This window comes from Pararhizobium sp. IMCC21322 (assembly GCF_030758295.1).
Lineage (GTDB): Bacteria > Pseudomonadota > Alphaproteobacteria > Rhizobiales.
Genome location: NZ_CP132335.1, coordinates 904,259 through 920,202 on the forward strand (window position 1 = coordinate 904,259; position 15,944 = coordinate 920,202).

17 protein-coding genes are annotated in these 15,944 nt (G+C 54.2%); 3 read left to right on the forward strand and 14 right to left on the reverse strand.

Annotated elements, in window-relative coordinates; genetic code table 11:
- Positions 1-157 precede the first annotated feature (157 nt).
- The 8 genes from RAL91_RS04515 to RAL91_RS04550 all read right to left on the reverse strand — a co-directional run bounded on the left by RAL91_RS04515 (position 158) and on the right by RAL91_RS04550 (position 8,406).
- The gene (locus RAL91_RS04515) at positions 158-955 is read right to left on the reverse strand and encodes a hypothetical protein (RefSeq protein WP_306260114.1); all 798 of its coding nucleotides are present in this window, start codon (positions 953-955) and stop codon (positions 158-160) included.
- 217 nt (positions 956-1,172) lie between these two features.
- Positions 1,173-2,249 (reverse strand): AbrB family transcriptional regulator, encoded by a 1,077-nt coding sequence (locus RAL91_RS04520; RefSeq protein ID WP_306260116.1) that lies wholly within the window; start codon positions 2,247-2,249, stop codon positions 1,173-1,175.
- 150 nt (positions 2,250-2,399) lie between these two features.
- Positions 2,400-2,987, reverse strand: a complete 588-nt coding sequence (locus RAL91_RS04525; RefSeq protein WP_306260118.1) for a 2-hydroxychromene-2-carboxylate isomerase — start codon at positions 2,985-2,987, stop codon at positions 2,400-2,402.
- Positions 2,984-4,009: an ABC transporter ATP-binding protein gene (locus RAL91_RS04530; RefSeq protein ID WP_306260120.1), complete on the reverse strand. Its 1,026-nt coding sequence runs from the start codon at positions 4,007-4,009 to the stop codon at positions 2,984-2,986. The genes RAL91_RS04525 and RAL91_RS04530 overlap by 4 nt, the downstream gene beginning before the upstream one ends.
- Complete coding sequence (locus RAL91_RS04535) at positions 4,006-4,980, reverse strand: ABC transporter ATP-binding protein (RefSeq protein WP_306260122.1); 975 nt, start codon at positions 4,978-4,980, stop codon at positions 4,006-4,008. The genes RAL91_RS04530 and RAL91_RS04535 overlap by 4 nt, the downstream gene beginning before the upstream one ends.
- Positions 4,977-5,843, reverse strand: coding sequence for an ABC transporter permease (locus RAL91_RS04540; RefSeq protein ID WP_306260124.1), 867 nt, complete (start codon positions 5,841-5,843; stop codon positions 4,977-4,979). The genes RAL91_RS04535 and RAL91_RS04540 overlap by 4 nt, the downstream gene beginning before the upstream one ends.
- A 13-nt stretch (positions 5,844-5,856) precedes the next feature.
- Positions 5,857-6,822, reverse strand: coding sequence for an ABC transporter permease (locus RAL91_RS04545; RefSeq protein ID WP_306260126.1), 966 nt, complete (start codon positions 6,820-6,822; stop codon positions 5,857-5,859).
- A 24-nt stretch (positions 6,823-6,846) separates the two neighbouring features.
- On the reverse strand, positions 6,847-8,406 hold the full coding sequence (locus RAL91_RS04550) for an ABC transporter substrate-binding protein (RefSeq protein WP_306260128.1): 1,560 nt from the start codon (positions 8,404-8,406) through the stop codon (positions 6,847-6,849).
- A gap of 451 nt (positions 8,407-8,857) precedes the next feature.
- Here RAL91_RS04550 and RAL91_RS04555 point away from each other — a divergent pair, with 451 nt between their 5' ends.
- The 3 genes from RAL91_RS04555 to RAL91_RS04565 all read left to right on the forward strand — a co-directional run bounded on the left by RAL91_RS04555 (position 8,858) and on the right by RAL91_RS04565 (position 11,022).
- Positions 8,858-9,652: a DeoR/GlpR family DNA-binding transcription regulator gene (locus RAL91_RS04555; RefSeq protein WP_306260130.1), complete on the forward strand. Its 795-nt coding sequence runs from the start codon at positions 8,858-8,860 to the stop codon at positions 9,650-9,652.
- A gap of 26 nt (positions 9,653-9,678) precedes the next feature.
- Entirely contained in the window at positions 9,679-9,810 is a 132-nt protein-coding gene (locus tag RAL91_RS04560) for a hypothetical protein (protein ID WP_306260132.1), read from the forward strand.
- A 603-nt stretch (positions 9,811-10,413) separates the two neighbouring features.
- A complete protein-coding gene (locus RAL91_RS04565) occupies positions 10,414-11,022 on the forward strand; it encodes a hypothetical protein (RefSeq protein WP_306262779.1) in 609 nt (202 codons plus the stop codon).
- A gap of 235 nt (positions 11,023-11,257) precedes the next feature.
- On the opposite strand, the gene RAL91_RS04570 is transcribed toward RAL91_RS04565, so the two are convergent.
- The 6 genes from RAL91_RS04570 to RAL91_RS04595 all read right to left on the reverse strand — a co-directional run bounded on the left by RAL91_RS04570 (position 11,258) and on the right by RAL91_RS04595 (position 15,935).
- Positions 11,258-11,695, reverse strand: coding sequence for an RbsD/FucU family protein (locus RAL91_RS04570; RefSeq protein ID WP_306260134.1), 438 nt, complete (start codon positions 11,693-11,695; stop codon positions 11,258-11,260).
- Between the two features lie 39 nt (positions 11,696-11,734).
- Positions 11,735-12,517, reverse strand: coding sequence for an SDR family oxidoreductase (locus RAL91_RS04575; RefSeq protein ID WP_306260136.1), 783 nt, complete (start codon positions 12,515-12,517; stop codon positions 11,735-11,737).
- Between the two features lie 80 nt (positions 12,518-12,597).
- On the reverse strand, positions 12,598-13,896 hold the full coding sequence (locus tag RAL91_RS04580) for a TRAP transporter large permease (RefSeq protein ID WP_306260138.1): 1,299 nt from the start codon (positions 13,894-13,896) through the stop codon (positions 12,598-12,600).
- A complete protein-coding gene (locus RAL91_RS04585; protein WP_306260140.1) occupies positions 13,889-14,458 on the reverse strand; it encodes a TRAP transporter small permease in 570 nt (189 codons plus the stop codon). Before RAL91_RS04585 ends, RAL91_RS04580 begins: the two co-directional genes overlap by 8 nt.
- Positions 14,459-14,481: 23 nt before the next feature.
- On the reverse strand, positions 14,482-15,516 hold the full coding sequence (locus tag RAL91_RS04590; protein ID WP_306260142.1) for a TRAP transporter substrate-binding protein: 1,035 nt from the start codon (positions 15,514-15,516) through the stop codon (positions 14,482-14,484).
- An 83-nt stretch (positions 15,517-15,599) separates the two neighbouring features.
- Positions 15,600-15,935 carry a cupin domain-containing protein gene (locus RAL91_RS04595; RefSeq protein ID WP_306260144.1) on the reverse strand — a complete coding sequence of 112 codons (336 nt, stop codon included), beginning with the start codon at positions 15,933-15,935 and terminating at the stop codon, positions 15,600-15,602.
- Positions 15,936-15,944: the final 9 nt, after the last annotated feature.

The window sequence follows — 15,944 nt, forward strand, 5'->3', positions numbered from 1 at the left end:
AGATTCAGTGTGGCAAAAAGTCAGTGCCTCAAAGACCGCCAATGCAACATATCATGTTACGATGAACCAACCTGCTTCATGGCGCCGAAAAAACGCCGCCATATGGTGTGTTTAATGAATTCTAAGCCTCAGCATATGAAGAAGATAGTTTGGATATCTATTCTGCTATAAATCCATCTTTATCTTCATAACTGCCAGTAGCATCAGACGCTGCCGCTAAAAACAAATCGAAATGATCGACTGGATCGTCTTCTCTCATGCGGTCGATCAATGGTTTCTGAGGACCAAAATAGATTCGCACTCCGACCTGACCACCAATGTCATCTTCACTGAAGGAGGCTTCACCGAACAATGAAAGGCTGTTGTCATTAATCGGCGTGAGCCATTCGCCACCGACAGATCCAATATGATCAACGTCGCCCGGCAAGTATTTGTGCTGCACGTAGAGCCGCAGATTATCATCAGCAAAATAGGACAGACTGGTCTTGGAGAAAAATCCTTCTCCCAAGTCGCCGAATTGGTAACCGGCCAAACCTGATAACATCAAGCGATCAATATAAAATTCTGTCTCTACACCCACTCTGGTTTGGTCGCCCCCGCCATCAGCAGATGCGTGCGCAAACTCTCCGTAGAGGCCCAGCAATGCGGTATCAGGATCGCGCCAAAAAAGATGTGCCGCGCCACCACCTGCAAAGTCACCGTCGACGATTCCGAGCATTCCGTCGAACTGCGCGCCCCAAGAAAAGGACAAGGGGATGGAAACTGAGCCAACAGCTGCAACGGATTCAACGCCGAACATATGATTCCAGCGGATGTCAAACTTGCTATTCAACTCGGAGACGGCTGGCTTGGGACCGGGCAAAGGCTGAGAGTTCTCAAGATCGGCAGCAACAAGCGGCTGTGCAATCAAACTTACAAGTGCTGTTGAGGATAACAACCAGTGAGACTTTGGCATAAAGATAATTCCTTCTTTCCCGCAATAGACCGTTTGACGAAGGGCACGTCAAGTAATCAAAGCGGTTTTGTAACTGCTTTTTTCTTGTTGAGGTTGTGTGATGTATTTTTGCAGCGGTTCGTAATTTTTGACCCGTCATACATGGCCCCGCTCTCGGGTCTTTTTCGAAGGCCGGGAGTAAGCACTATGCAACACATATGTGTTTCCGTTTGCGCAGCTAAAGGTCATTTTTCGAGCTGCGCCGCGCCATACCCAGCATGATAGGGGCAAGAAATGTCAGGATGAAAAGCCGCATCACATGGTGGGCGGCAACAAAGGCCGGGTCAGCATCCAGAGACACCGCCATGGCCGACATGGTTTCCACCCCGCCAGGTGCAAATGCAATCAACAGATGGCTGAATGGCGCGTCAATGAATAAAGACACGCACCAGGCAGCGAACGCCGAAATACTAAAAGCTGCCAAAGTCACCACAGCCCCGGCTGCAAATGCGCGCTTCAACTGGGCCAGTGTCACCCCGGAAAACCGGGTGCCGATCAAGGCGCCCAGTGTAATAAACGCAGGTATCGCCACATAGGGAGACACCGTCCCGTCAATGGCACCGGTAATGTGGCTTCCGGTGGACCAGATCAGCCCACCCAGAAGATAGGCTGCCGGAAGGCGGAGCCGGTTGAAAACATAGCCTATCGCAAAAGACATGATGAGGCTCAGCCCAAACATGGTCAGTGGCATGATGGCTGCTTGGGCAGCCACGGCGTCAGCCTCAAGTCCGATCAGCACCACAGCAAACGGCACTAGTATGGTCAGAGCCAGAAGACGCAGACTTTGAATGACACTGATGGATGTCAGGTCGCCACTGGTCTGGGCCGACAGGCCAAGAACGTAGCTCAAATGGCCAGGAACAACCGAGAGCAGAGCCGTCATCGGGTCAAAATGCCAGAATTTTTGCAGCAGCCAGCGACATCCCACAATGATCACAACCAGTGATAGGCCCAGGATTAAAAAACTCAGCGGCCACTGCTTTGCCGTCTCAACCACATCCGGCGTGACACCTGCCCCCATGGTGAGGCCGATTATGACAAAGCACATATCGCGCAGATGCCTTGGAACATTGACCTTCATCCCGAACAAGCCAACGCATGTCACGGCCAGGGATGACCCGATCAGAAAGGGCGCGGGAGCCCCGAACCAATAAGCTGCGCCAGCACCAAACGCTGCCGTCAGCAATGTTATTGCAACGGTCTGGAAGCTCTGCTGCCACGATGGAGCAGATTCGGTGGAAGGGTCAGAAATCATGGGCGTTTTTCCCACGCAGATTGTGGAAAGGCAAGCCGGATATGGTAAAGCGGCGGGCACAGAGTGCTTTCTGGAATAGTGAAGCATCAATCAAGGTCCGCGATGCCCGAAAGGGCACCGCAAATGCTGTAGGTTGAATTCGGTTGAAGCCTATTCAGACAGGCGTCGGTCCAGAAACTCAAGACGGTCTTGCCCCCAGAAACGCTCTCCATCCAGAACATAAGTCGGCGTGCCGAAGACCCCGGCTTCGCTGGCTTCCGCATGGCTCTTTTCCCAAAGAGCGACAATGTCCGGAGTGTCCTGCATCTCGGCCAGACGTACGCCATCCATGTCCTGGGCCACGGCAACATCGATACGCGTTTCTGTATCAAGGATATCGCGTTCCTCCGACCACAATGCGCGCAGCAAGGCGTGGCTCAGTCGTAATGCGTCCCATCCCAAAGTATCGGCAGCAATGACCATGCGCGCGGAAAATTCCGGGTTCGCAGGGTAATGCGCAGGGCGCAAGACAAGCGGCATATCCAGATATTTGCGCCAGCGATCCAGTTCCAACTCATGGTATTCCTGTCGCGCAGAGGGACGTGTTCGCAGAGGAATGCCGCCATTTTCCGTCAGAACAGTTGTCGGGCGTAGCACCACTTTAAGATCGTGCTTGCGCACGATATCATGAAAGCGTGGACCGCCAAGATAGGCCCAGGGTGATGAGAGGGAATGAAAATAGACAATTTCTCTGCTCATGGGAAAAACAGCTCCTTTGCCGCCAGGTGTTGCGTAGCGCGCATGGCGTCTGCCTGCGCCGGATCGTGAAGATGACAGGCGACTTGCCGCCCGGTCACCGGCTCTGTGGTTTTCGGCGTTACGGTGCGGCACAGATCCGTCGCAAAGGGGCAGCGCGGATGGAAATGGCAGCCAGGCGGCGGATTGGAGGCTGACGGGATTTCGCCGCTCAACCGCACCAGCGCCGTACGGGCCGATGGATCGGGGATCGGCGAAGCAGCGCGCAAAATCTGGGTGTAAGGGTGCAGCGGCGCATCGAATACCGGACCCACAGGGCCGCTTTCCACAATCCGGCCCAAATACATCACTGCCAGCCGTTTGCAGAATACCCGCACCACACCAAGATCATGGGAAATGAACAGAAACGACAGGCCGCGCCGTTGCATGATATCGCTGAGCAGTTTCAGGATTTGTGCCTGTATAGAAACATCCAGCGCGCTGACGGCCTCGTCGGCGATGATAAGGTCCGGATCAAGCGTCAGGGAGCGTGCAATGGCAATGCGCTGGCGTTGTCCGCCGGAAAACTCGTGTGGGTAACGGTTGGCCGCTTCCGGTGGCAGTCCCACCTCCTGCAGCAGGTCCGCCACAATACGGTCAGCTTCCTCGCCGGACCCACGGCCATGCACACGAATTGGCTCGGCAAGCGCCGCCCCCACCTTTTGCTTTGGATTGAGAGATGAATAAGGATCCTGAAAGATCATTTGCATTTTCGGGCGCAGCGCGCGCAACGCTGCCGGTTGCAATTGCAACAAATCCTGACCATGCAGCGCGACGCGCCCTTCATCCGGTTGGATCAGATGCAGTACCGCCCGGCCGACTGTAGATTTGCCGCAGCCGGATTCTCCGACAAGGCCAAAGGCTTCTCCGGCTTCAATATGGAATGACACACCATCCACGGCCCGCACGCTGACCGGCTTGCCGCCAAAAGCGCCGACACGGGTTTGAAAATACTTCTTCAGCCCTTCGACTTCAAGAACGCTCATGGTGTTTCACCTGCGCGCACCAGACAGGCGGCGGAGTGGCCCGGTGTCATTTCAACCAGCACGGGATCGTCGGTTTCACAACGGCTGATCTTGAGCGGGCAGCGAGGTGCGAACCGGCAGCCTTTCGGCATTTTGTCAATCGAGGGTACTGTGCCCGGTATGGAGTAGATATCCTTGGCATCGCGGTCCGGGCGCGGAATGGATCGTAACAGACCTTCTGTATAGGGATGGATGGGACCGGCAAATATCTTGTCCACCGGACCGGTCTCGACAATCGCACCAGCATACATCACGGCCACACGATCAGCCACAGCGGCAACAACACCCATGGAATGGGTGATCAGTAACAGACCCATTCCCTTGTCGTGGCGCAGATCCTCCAAAAGGCTCAGGACCTGCGCCTGAATTGTCACATCCAGTGCTGTCGTCGGCTCATCGGCAAACAGCACTGCCGGCTCGCAGGCCAGTGCCATTGCTATCATCACCCGTTGGCGCATTCCGCCGGAAAACTGATGCGGGTATTCTCTGGCGCGGCTTTTGGCGGATGGAATGCCAACCAGCTCCAGCAGACGGACAGCCTCATCCAGTGCAGCCTCACGGCTCAGACTGCGATGCTGCATCAAAGGTTCCGCCACCTGATAACCGACACGCAGAACCGGGTTGAGGGCGGTCATGGGCTCCTGAAAGATCATGGCCATCTGATCGCCGCGCAGCTTTTGCATGGCCTCCGCATCCGCGCCAATCGGCACACCATTGAGCAATACTTCGCCTTCAATCCGGCTGCCTGCTTCCGGCAAAAGCCGCATGATTGACATCACGGTCACTGATTTGCCGCAGCCGCTTTCGCCGACAATGGCAAGGGTTTCATTGCGCGCAAGATCGAAAGAGACGCCGCGCACCGCAGGATGCCATTCTCCGCCAATGTAAAAGCTGGTGGTTAAATCGCGAACCGCGAGAATCGGGTCGGTCATCCCATATCCCTCACCTGTTTCAGCCGAGGGTCAAGCGCGTCGCGCAGACCGTCGCCGATGAGGTTCAAGGACAGAACAGCCAGCAAAATGCACAAGCCTGGAAAAATGGACATCCACGGTGCCTGAAAGATGTGTTCGAACCCCTCACGAATCATGCCGCCCCAGGTGGGTGTTGGCGGCCTTACACCAAGCCCCAGAAATGCAAAGCCAGCCTCAATCATGATCGCGTTTGCGGTCCACAAGGATGCCATGACGAGAATTTCTGTCAGGATGTTCGGCACGATATGAAACAGGATAATGCGCGTATGGGAAAATCCCATCGCCCGGCATGCTTCGATATAGGCCCGTTCTTTCACCGCAAGGGTCGGTGCGCGGGCAATGCGCGCGAATTTCGGAATCAGCGTGACAGTAATGGCGACAATTACATTGGTCAGTGACGGACCCAGCAATGCCACGATAACAATGCCGGTGATCAGTGTTGGAAATGACAGCAGCACATCCATGGTGCGCATCACCACCGCGTCAATCCGCTTTCCAAAATAGCCTGCAAGAACACCCAGTAACCCGCCAATACTCATGCCCAGCAAAACGGAGACGACGCCGACCGTCAGCGAGATGCGCGCGCCATAAAGAGCACGGGAAAACTGATCGCGTCCAAAGGCATCAGTGCCGAACAGATACTCCGCAGAGGGCGGGCGCATACGGTTCATCACGCTTTGGTCAATCGGGCCGTAGGGCGCAATGAATGGTGCCAGGAATGCAACTGCGCACAGGATTGCGAACAACACCATACCCACCCAGGACAGTTTGTTGCGATTAAACGTCTGAATCAGCCCGCCTTTGGTGGCTCCTGCTGCGCTCATGGCGGCGTTCCGTTCATGACTGGCCGATGCGGGGATCAATGACTGAATAGGTCAGATCGGTCAAAAGGTTGACGACAATAACAATCGCCGCATAGGCGACCAGCAGGCCCTGTACCATCGGATAATCGCGATTATCCAGCGAGCCGATAATCAATGAGCCAAGACCGGGACGGGTGAAGACTGTTTCGATGAGCACTGAATTGCCGATGATGAGTGCAAAATAAAGCCCGATTACAGTGACAACGGGGATCAGCGCGTTGCGCAGGGCATGACGGTAAAGCACGACCTTCTCCGGCAATCCCTTGGCGCGCGCGGTCCGTATGTAATCATCTCCCAGCACTTCCAGAAGTGATGACCGGCTGGCGCGCGTAATCATGGCGATTAACCCCAGAGATCCGGCAACAGCGGGCAATACCAGCCCATGCAGGGCACTGCCCAACCCCCCTGTGGTCGAGCTGATGACCGGGAACCAGGGGAGCCAGACAGCAAATATCAGAATCAGCATGATACCGGCGTAAAAGACCGGGAATGAAAACCCCAGAAGTGAGAGCACCCGCGTGACATAATCGATGAACCGGTTGCGGTGCAGCGCGGAGATAATGCCAAGTGGAACGCCGATGAGTGTGCCAATCAGAATGGAGGCCAGTGTCAGGGCCAGCGTGTAGGGCAGCACACGCAGCAATTCCGACAGAACGCCGCGCCCGTAAACCAGCGAGGTGCCCAGATCACCACGCAGAAGGCCGCCAAGGAAATCAAGATATTGACGCCAAACCGGCAGGTTCAGGCCCAGCTTTTCACGCAGGCCCGCAATGGCCGCATCGGTCGCGGAATCGCCAAGGATCGCAAGGGCCGGATCACCAGGCAATGTGCGGATGGCAAAGAAAATGACTGTCAGCACGGCGAGCAGGGTGGGAATGGCCGACAACAGTCGCCGCAAAATATAGAGCGGGGCACGATAACGCCCCGCCCACTTGTCCATTGCACTCATGTATAGCGCTCGTCTCTACTGGGCAAAATGAGTGGTTTCGGTGATGGGAGGCCCAAGGTTCAGGGTACCGGTCAACTCATAACCCAGATCAAGCGATTTACGTTTGCCCCAGACCTGCATCAGTTCAAAGATTGGAACCACACATAGTTCTTCCATGATCTTTTGTTGTGCCGCTTCCCAGGACGCAAGTTGCAGCGCAGGATCGGCTGCAATACGGGCCGCAGAAATCTCCTCATCAGCGACATTGCAATGCGAAAAGTTGGTCTGGCCGGTGGGCGTGCCAACAATCGATGAAGATGCGAAGAACGGTGTCAGGAAAGCATCAGATTCAGGGAACGGCGCAGCGCCATAAATCACCATCGGGCTTTCATCCTTGCGGATCAGACCATGCCAGGCCCGGTGATCAACAAAGTCCACTTCCAGATTGATACCAACCCGGCGCATCTGTTCCATGATCAATTCAAAGGGAACTTTGAGCGACGCGATCTGGGTTGTCGGGACTTTGATGGAAACCCCATCGGGATACCCGGCTTCTGCCAGCAAGGCTTTGGATTTGTCCGGGTCGAATTCATAGCGCGGCAGATCAGATGCCTGGCCAAGGAACCCGCTTGGTACCGGAGCGAACAATTGCTTTGTGATGTCCTGACCGATCAGCACCTGAAATTCATCGCGGTTGATGGCATGGGCAACAGCTTGTCGCACACGAAGGTCATCCAGTGGCGAAACGCTTTGGTTCAAATGCAGCATGCGTGACTGGCTGGGGCTGAAAATCAGCACGTCCAGATCTTTGGCATACTGATTTTTGACCCGCTCCACCCAATCCTGTTCGCGGCGGCCGTAAAACAGGTCAATCTCGCCAGCTGCAAAGGCCAGCTCGCGGGCGTTGTCCGATGGAATGTAGCGGTAATTGATTTGCTCCAGCTTCGGAGCACCGCGGAAATAGCCAGCGTTGCCACTCAACACCGTCTGCACTTTCGGCGTATAGGTTTCAAACTGAAACGGGCCAGTGCCGATCATGGCGGCTTTGACATCCTCGCCCAGTTCCTCAGCGGCCTTTTTCGATATGATGAAGCCGCCCGCCGGATTGGCAAGCATCCCCATAAATGTTGGCACACGCTCTTTCAGCGTGATCTTGACCGTCATATCGTCCACAGCCTCAACGCTTTCAATCGCGGAGAATGCGGAGGCAAAGGCTGACGTTTCGGGATTGCGCACCCGATCAAGCGAGTACACAACATCAGCCGATGTCAGCTGACCATATCCGTGGTGGAACTGCACGTCATCACGCAGTTGTATGGTCCATACAAGACCATCATCACTGCCCTCAATTGAGGTTGCCAGATCCAGTTCAATCCTGGTCGGATCCATGGAGCCGGGTGGAAAGCGTGTCAGACCATTGAATACATACCCAAACAATGCGCGGTCTTGGCCACCACCGGACAAATGCGGGTCTAGCTGGTTCGCGTCAGCGCCGAATGCGCCAACATTTACAACACTTTGCGCCATAGCGCCGGTTGCCAGAACAAAGCTCATCGCCAGGGCGCTCAACCCGCATTTTAAAGAGTATTTCGTCATAATCGGTGCCTCATGTTTAAGTTGCGCAATTCATACGAATTCGTCGAGTTTACACCGGAATTTTGGAAGAGTCTCACCACTATGTTTGCCAAATATGGAGAAATTTCTATCAAATGACCCAACAAATCGGGAATAGAGTTTCACTGGCCCGGCGCCATGGGGCCCTGCTACTCAATCACGTACTGGTCCAAATAATCACAAGCATTTCCATCCCGCGCTATGCCCTTGAATTGGCAGTTATAGCCTCCACCATCACTGCCGAGTCACGAGGCAGAGACCGGGAAAAACCACGTTGAAATTTCTTGAAAATGCCAAGGTCTATTGAATCGAGACAGTAGACATTTATGCCTGCCTGATTGTGATACTCAGCATTAGTGCTTCTTTCGGATCGACCAATCCTCTATGAGAGCATGGACCCTTTATGGGTGCCAACGGGCTGTAAAGGACATCAATGCCGGTACTTCATCCACGTCAGAGTGATATTGTTGAGCGCGCACGCCAGGAAGGGCGTGTCGAGGTGGATTCCTTGGCAAAATCCTTTGATGTCAGTCCGCAAACCATTCGCAAGGATTTGAATGATTTGTGTGCCATGAGCCTGTTGCAACGCATTCATGGCGGCGCGATTTACCCCTCGACTGTCAGCAATATTGCCTATCTGTCCCGTCGCAGCATGGCGTCGGATGCCAAACAGGCGATCGCCAGAAAAGCCGCGTCTCTGATCAATGATGAGACCTCGATCATCCTGAATATCGGCACGACCACTGAGCAGGTTGCGCAAGCGCTGAAGCGCCACAATGATCTGATGGTGATCACCAATAATCTGAATGTTGCGAATATTCTGGCAGATGCGAGCGGTGTTAATCTGACCATTGCCGGTGGCACCTTGCGCAAGTCAGATGGCGGCATTGTTGGCGCAACGGCCATGGATATGTTTCGTCAGTTCAAAGTCGATTTCGCTGTCATTGGTGTGTCAGCCATAGACGAAGATGGTGCCTTGCTGGATTTTGATCATCGCGAAGTGCAGGTGACGAAAACCATTCTGGCCCAGGCCCGGACCACAATTCTGGTCGCCGATGCCATGAAGTTCAGCCGCCGGGCCCCGGCATTGGTTGCCACTCTGGCAGAACTGGACGTGTTTGTGACGGATTTGATGCCGCCCCAGAATATCGTCGATCTGTGTGACGCAAATGACGTTGAACTCTATGTCACCTCTGAAGGCAGTCCAGACCCTGTGAAACGCAACTGAGACCTGACGGTTTGCTGTATTCCGCCATGTTTGATGTTGCAGGTTCCGAGCATAACTCTGTTGTCGGAGGCGATCGTGGTCAGGTGCCAACGCCTGAATGGCAGCTCAACGATCAGGGCCGTGTTGCCAGGGAAATGGATGCGCTGATTGGCCGCTAAGCGGCATACAGTCTGACAATACCAAATAAAAAGGGGCGGTTTCGCGCAAGCATGAGCAGCCCTTTATCTTTGGGAGTTCTGGCTTTCACTGTCTGCCATGAAGCGATTGTGGAAGGAGAGGGACGCGGCGCATTGAAGATCTGGAGCAGGTGGACTGAAGGCTTTGAGAAGTCTCAATCTGCACTGTCAGACTGGTCTGGCTTCGTGCGCCTGTGCCGAAGCGACACTTGTACTTTTCGGTTGTTTAAGCTGGTTGGACCATTGTTATTTCTGGGCCGTGGCCGGGTCCACGGAATAAATCCGAGGACGACGATGGGAGCATTTCGACAAGACCGGTTATACGCCCACATCGCATGCCGTCGTTCTCGGGTATATTCCCAGAATCCATCAGATGACACCTTTACGGCGGGCTGTACGTTCAATGCGGTTTGGACATAACATTGATGCAGCACATGAGGCGATCAGCTTCATCTAATGTTTTCATAAAACAAAACGTGCCATAGACTGGAAAAATGTCTGGCAACCAATCAGAGATCTAGTTTTGTGAAAAGTCTCAAAAGCCTTGAAACGCTGGGGCGTGTGCGCCTCTCCAAACATTTCTTCATGCGGGATTTCCTCTATTCGGAAATTGGCAATTTTCATGCAATTCCAAACATGCCGAGCGATGTGGATTTGGCAGTATCCGCAGGTGAGCGGCTTTGCCAGGACTTACTGGACCCGCTGTTTGAAACTTTTGGCAATGTGATCATCCGTTCAGCCTTCCGGTCTTGCGATGTGAACGGCTTTGGCAATGCCAATAATCTGAACTGTGCGTCTAACGAAGCCAATTTCGCCGCCCATATCTGGGACAGGCGCGACGCGGATGGCAATATGGGCGCCTCTACCAGCATTGTTGTGCCCTGGTTTGCAGACCAGTTTGAACAAGGACGCAACTGGCAGGACCTTGCATGGTGGGTCCATGATCATCTGCCCTATTCCTATATGTGCTTCTTTCCGGTGCGTGCAGCGTTCAATCTGGGTTGGCGGGAAAACCCGAAACGGGAGATTTCATCCTATGCCAAGCCAAAGGGTAAATTGCTGAAAGCGGGACAAGAGCCCGAGCAAACACGGGAAGCAAGGCAGGCGCGCTATCAGGATTTCCCGCCTCTTAGGGGAATCCACTATCCGCCGACACCCGCGCGCTGGACGCAGAAAGAACAGATATCAAGTTAAATAGAGCGCGTAAGGCAATGCGGGCGGACCCTTGCACTCATAGCCTAAAGAAGCTTGTTCATTTCGGTGCACGTCTGCCCCCATCGGTGAACATGGCAACCCGGTGTCGGCAAATCAGATCAAGATCAGTTGGCAAAAGGGTGCGGGTAGCCAGCATCTTATACATCCCCGCTTGATGACGATCTGACGTCGCAACAACGTACGTCGAATGCAGGTCTGAAAGCCTGTCAGCCCTCTAAATGATGATACCCTTGCGGATAACCAGATTGCCGTAAGGCCGTGTTTCGAGCGTGTGGATGACGACAAATGATTTTTTTGTGATCTCATAAAAGGCATAGCGTTCAACAAGGCTGATTTTGCTGCCTTCGGCTTCAACCAGCGGTGCGCATTCCTGCATGCAGGGTGGCACTTCGTCCGGCGCACCAACGACCTGCATGCCCTGAACCGGAGGAATCTCAAGATCAAATGTGTCGATGGGAAAGACGGAAAGAATGCTTGCGAGCGCAGTTGTCAGATCAACCGCCAAGGGCAGAGCTTCACCTGTAATCGTATCTGCAGCCACAGAAGTTGCCGGGAAATTTGAATCGCAGATGGTCACCGTATCGCCATGCCCCATCGAGGCCAGCGCATAAAGGATATCCGGATTGAGCAGAGGATCGATATTTTTCAGCATGTGTTTATCCTTCAGAAATTGGCCGCAATGTGCGGATGGCTATGATCCGGTGATGGCCCGATCGAGGTGGGTGTAACCACCATCCACAAACAACCATTGGCCTGTTGTATGGCCTGCTTTGTCTGACAGTGCAAACGCCACCATATTTGCCAGTTCATCGGCCTCTGTCATGCGGTTGCCCAATGGAATGCGCTGTGTGATCTTCTGCAATTCAGCTTCCGGATCTCCCAGGGATTGAAGATAGCGTTCATAAAGCGGCGTCATGCACTCAGCGGGAATGACGGCATTAACCCGTATGCCATGCTGCGCCAGATCCGCTGCCCATTCGCGGGTCAGGCTCAATTGCGCGCCTTTGGCGGCACAATAGGCAGATGTGCCACCCTGACCGGTGATGGCTGTTTTGGAGGAAATATTGACGATGGCACCTTTACTGGTTTTCAGATGCGGCAGGCAGAGATGCGCCATCGTGTAATAATGGGTCAGATTGCGCTCAATGGAGGCGCGGAAGGCATCCGGCCCGGCATCAAGACCGATCCCGTCATTGGCGCCGGCATTGTTCACCAGTCCGTCAATTTGCCCGAAAGCCTCAAGCGTCTGCGCAATGGCTGCCGCACACTGGCTGTCATCGGTGAGTTCACAACGGATCACACGTGATTGCGGACTGTTGCTTTGCAGCCCATCCAAAAACCCGTCAGCAGGAGCCGAGCGGGCCAGGACCACAGCAATGCCGCCCTCGCGCGCAATACAATTGCTGATCGCAGCGCCTATACCGGAAGCGCCGCCCGTGATGAGAAACACCCTGTCGCGTAATCCCAGATCCATATCGTCGCTCCGCTTGCTGTCATTCGTATATGGATCAAGTATTCATATATAATATTTCAGGTCAACAGGCATCCGGTCTTCTAGCCAAGAGAAGGCAGATACAGCGTGATGGCGGGTACAAAGATCAAAAGCGCCAACCGCACCGTGTCGGCAATGATAAAGGGCACAATCCCCCTCATTACAGTGGCCGAGGAGAGATCGCGGGAAACGCCCTGCATGACAAACAGGTTCATGCCCACAGGCGGTGTAATCAGACCAAGCTCAGCAACCGTTACCACCAGAATACCAAACCAGATCGGGTCAAACCCGAGCGCTGATATCAAAGGGAAGACAAAGGGAATGGTCAGCATGATCATGGACATGGAATCCATGAAGCAGCCCAGCACCAGATAGAACAGAATGATCATCAGCAAAATGCCGAACGCAGGCAGGCCACTAGCTTCCACAGTGGCAATCAGATATTGCGGCAGGCCGGTTGTCTCAATGAAGAAGTTGAACAGCGCGGCACCAATAATGATGAAGAAGATCATGCCGGTCAGTTCAACAGTTTCCTGCATGGCGGAGGCAAGGGAGGAGCGGTTCAAAGACCGCCGCGCAACAGCCAGCAAAACAGCGCCAGCGGCACCCACCGCTGCCGCCTCTGTTGGCGAAAACACACCCGCCTGAATGCCGCCGATGACAATTGCGAACATGGCCGCAACCGGCCAGGCCTTGCGAACCGCCTTCCAGCGCGACGTCGCAGAGGCTGGTGGCAGGCTTCCCACAAGACCGGGATTGAGTTTTACAGATAGAACGACGGTTAGCGCATAAAGCGCTGTTGCCAGAAGGCCGGGAAGGATGGCCGCTGAAAACAGCTTGCCAATCGATTGCTCGGTCAACAATCCATAAATGATCAAAAGAATGCTTGGCGGGATCATCACACCAAGTGTTCCGCCGGCTGCAATGCTGGCAGAGGAAAGGCGGTCATCATAGCCAACCTTGCGCATTTCCGGCAGCGCCACCCGGCCAATGGTAGCAACGGTTGCCAGTGACGAGCCACAAATGGCCCCGAACCCGGCACAGGCACAGATGGTGGCAATGGCAAGTCCGCCGCGAAAGCGGCCCACAAGGGCATTGGCTGCCTGAAACAAATCTGTCGAAAGACCACACCGTGATGAAAAAACGCCCATCATCAAAAACAACGGAATGACAGACAGGGAATAGGGAAAAATCGCTTCAAACGGGCCAGACCCGATAATGAACAACGCGCCATAAAGCCCGTTGGTAAAAGCGTAGCCGGCAATGCCCACAAAACCCAGAGACAGGGCAACGGGCACACCCAATGCAATCAGAACCAGCGAGAGTAGAAAACCGAGAAGGCCGATGATGGGATCACTCATCACGGGGCACAGTTTCTCTGGGGTGGTCTGGACGAAACGCCTGATAAAGACCCAGGACACAGGCCAGCAAAGACACGGCAAAGCCAAGGATAAGCGGAGCCCAATACCAAGTGTAGGGAATGCCAAGCGTTGCTGATGTGGTGGTGAAATCCAGTTGGCCTCGCATTTCACCCCAGGCTGTCCACAAGCACAAGCCGCATACAGTGCCGCCAATAAGGGCTGACAACGCAGCAGACAAACGGCGACCCTTGCGCGACATCAGATTGAAAATCAGATCGATGCGGATATGGGCGTTCAGAAAGAAGGCGGCGGCAATGGCAAGCGGCACAGCGCTCATCATGGCAAGCTGGGTGAGATCGACCAGACCAAACAGGCCCCATTTGGGACGCTGGCCGGACAGCATCTCAGCAATCGAGGCGGCCAGACGCACGAGAATATCCCCCACTGTCATCACCATGGAAATGGAGATGGCAGCGAAGGACAGAAAGATGATCAGCTTTGTGAACACGCGCCCGCCAGGATTTCCATCAAGCGCGCGCGTATCAACTATGGGGTCAGACACAGATGCTGTGTTCCGCTGTGTCTTTATTGCGCATCTGCAAAGGCCTTCAGCTTGTCATAGATCTCTTGCGCATCATCGATGCCCTTGCTTTCCAGATCAGCAATGAACGCGGTGACCATGGGCTCCAGAGTTGCTGCCCATTTGGCGCGTTCTTCGTCAGACAGGGTGGTGATATCATGGCCTTCAGCAACAACGCGGTCATATCCTGCCTTGTCCCACGCATTCCACCAGTCACCGAATTTGGCAATCAGCGCCTCACCGGATTGCCCATCAACACAGGCTTTGACCTTGTCTGACAGCTCATCATAAGTGCGCTGGTTCATACCGAACCAGAATGTGGTCACATAGGCCTTTGCATCCAGATGATACTTCATCACTTCAGCCAGATTGAACGAGGCCATTGTATCCCACGTGAATACCGCACCATCGATCACACCTTTTTCGGCGTTTTCATAAACCGCGCCAGGTGGCAGACCAACCGGATTGCCGCCAAGAGCGGAAATCATGGCCGAGGCCGCTGCCGTTGGAAAGCGCAAGCGCAATCCCTGCAGATCATCGGTGGTTTTCACCTGCTTTTCTGTGGTGTGAACCTGACCTGGATTATGGGCATGGATCGCCAGAATTTTGACATCCGGGAACTCCGCTTCCAGATGCTCGGGAAAGACAGACCAGATCGCCCGTGTTGCTTCGTCAGCGCTGTCAAAAATAAACGGCAGCTCTGCAATTCGGGTGCGTTCAAAGCGCCCGCCTGGAATGCCGCTCAGACCCTGAGCGATATCCACTGCACCGGCACGCACCGCATCATAGATCTTGCCCGGATTGCCCAATTGCGTACCGCCCGGAAAGATCGTGACTTTAACCGCGCCTTCGCTGCAGGCTTCCAGATCCCGCGCCCATGGCTCCATGAAATCTGAATGCATGCCATTGGCCGTTGGCAGAAAATGCGCAAGTTTCAGTTCCACAGTTTGCGCATTCGCAGGCCCGCTGAGGGCCATCAGGGCGGCCAGAGCTCCAGTGAGCGCCGTTGGAACCGCATGTCTCAAGAGTGTTTTCTTCATTTCAGTCTCCTCCGTTTTTTGATTTTCATTCTGTTCCCGGTTGATCCACTAAAACCGGATCACCACAGATTTTTTAGTTTTTGTCAGTTTGGGGATATCACCAGCATCTGGACCACATGATTGGTCTTGTTCTCGATTGAGCGTTCCAGATTGGGCGGCAGATAGCAGGAATCATATTTCTCCAGCACCGTGTCGCCCTCAGCCGTGGTCACCGTAATTTCCCCGTCCAGCACCACATAAACCTTGGCCGTTGGTGCAGATCCCTGTTCAGCACCGCCGCCAGGCAGAAAGGTTGAAAATCCAACCCAATAATTTTCCAGATCAGAAACACCCTGTCCCTGCAGACGCACGGCCGACATGCCGAAATGTTTTTTGGCATCATAGGGTTTGGCCGTATCGAACCGTGTGACCTGCAACATATTTTGTTC